Genomic DNA, 1,514 nt, shown 5'->3' on the forward strand with positions numbered 1-1,514 from the left:
CTCCAGCACGACAGGACTCTCCGATCAGCCCCGATACGCCTGTGCCACACGTTCCAGCGACAGCAAACGTGGCATCACGTCACATACCGCCCTCTAAGAGATCGTCCTTGGCTGTACCTGGCGCAGAGCTCGGGCAACTTCGAAGTTGCCGGTGCTGCAGCGTCTTCATTTGTGGTCGCGCAGGAAGGTAGGGATCTCGTCGCGGGTTGGGCAGTTCGGCATGGATGCTGGCTTGTCCTGAAGGAACGAAGTGATGACGGCGGCGGCTCGGTCGTTGTTGTCGTCCAGGCCGTTCCACATGTGGTGTCCGACTCCGGGCATGTACTGCGTGCGCTGAATGGCGGGGTTGTTGGCAAGGATGGTGGTCTCCCATTGACGGACCTGAGAGGAGGGCGCTGCCGCCGACCAGGACGCCGTCACCCGCAGGAGTGGATGGTCCATCACTACCGCCTCTGACCACTCGCCTTGGTACGGTGCCGCCATGGATGGAGGTGGATGTTTTTGACAGGGTGGACGGGAGCCACTCGGGCAATGGGAATGGGAGCCACGTTGCTCTGTTCGTGGTGGAGTTGGACCGTGGCACAGGCCCATGATCGGCAACGAGATTGGGAGCCACTCCTATCCGGTGACATACGGCGTTGCCGGGCTGGGTGCCGGAGTGTCTGTGCGAGCGGTCCACGCGCGGGCCGATGGCTCGCGTGGCGGGTTCTCCCAGTCCGCACGTCCGATAGGAACGACGCCGAGCCCTCCGTCGTTTCCCGACCGTCAACTGTGTTGAGGACGATGGGGGGTTAGCGGTGGCGATGTGGGCCATGTCGTTCTCGGTATTCGTGTGTCTATTGGTCTTGTTCGCCCTGGCAGAGAGCGCGTGGCGATGGTTCACGGAGCTGGGCTTGATCCCGTGGCTACGCAGGCGCACGGGGCGTTCGTTGTCGAACACGGCCTTCGATGAATTCACGGCGGTCGTGAACGGAAACAAGACGGTAGAGCTGGAGCAGCGGCGGGTGGAGTTGCTGCGGCGGGACGACGAGAGCGACGGTGCGCCGCCCCGCTCCAGTATCGACCTGACCAAGGGCACCGCCTTCATCGTGTTGCCACAGGAAGCGGACGACCCGTGCGCTGACAGGCGCGAGGCCCTTGAGGGCCGGCGGTGAAACGCGAACCGGAGGGAACGGGCGCAGAACCGTCCACGGTATGGGGGCGTATCGCATGCTTGTGGGCGGCCGCGTTCGCCGGGTTGCACTTCTACTGGGCCGTCGGCGGTGATGTGGGGCTGAGTATCTCCGCCGGTCCGTTGGCCACCGAGCGCCCGCTGTGGTTCGTCGTAGCCGGTTTGTGGGGTGTGGGTGCGCTCTGCCTCCTCGGCGCCCTGCTGGCCTGGCTGCTTGCCCGGTCCAGGCTCCGGGGCGGTCCCGCTCTGTGAGGGGCCTCGCGTTTTCCGGACAGGCGTCTGACTGTCTATTTCACGCGGCGATTCGCAACTTCTCGTACTCGGCGTGGATTTCGCGCGGAGG

At 64.6% G+C, this 1,514-nt stretch carries 3 protein-coding genes; 2 read left to right on the forward strand and 1 reads right to left on the reverse strand.

What is annotated here, in order from left to right; translation table 11 throughout:
• Positions 1 to 165: 165 nt before the first annotated feature.
• Entirely contained in the window at positions 166 to 441 is a 276-nt protein-coding gene (locus ACFVX4_RS42080) for a hypothetical protein (protein WP_389988807.1), read from the reverse strand.
• 371 nt (positions 442 to 812) lie between these two features.
• On the opposite strand from ACFVX4_RS42080, the gene ACFVX4_RS42085 reads away from it, so the two are divergent.
• Together ACFVX4_RS42085 and ACFVX4_RS42090 are read left to right on the forward strand one after the other, a co-directional pair.
• The gene (locus tag ACFVX4_RS42085) at positions 813 to 1,154 is read left to right on the forward strand and encodes a DUF6191 domain-containing protein (protein ID WP_389988810.1); all 342 of its coding nucleotides are present in this window, start codon (positions 813 to 815) and stop codon (positions 1,152 to 1,154) included.
• 59 nt (positions 1,155 to 1,213) lie between these two features.
• The gene (locus tag ACFVX4_RS42090; protein ID WP_389988813.1) at positions 1,214 to 1,423 is read left to right on the forward strand and encodes a DUF3995 domain-containing protein; all 210 of its coding nucleotides are present in this window, start codon (positions 1,214 to 1,216) and stop codon (positions 1,421 to 1,423) included.
• The last annotated feature ends 91 nt before the right edge of the window (positions 1,424 to 1,514 follow it).

The sequence above is a fragment of the Streptomyces sp. NPDC058240 genome, assembly GCF_042882135.1.
In the GTDB taxonomy this organism is placed as follows: domain Bacteria; phylum Actinomycetota; class Actinomycetes; order Streptomycetales; family Streptomycetaceae; genus Streptomyces.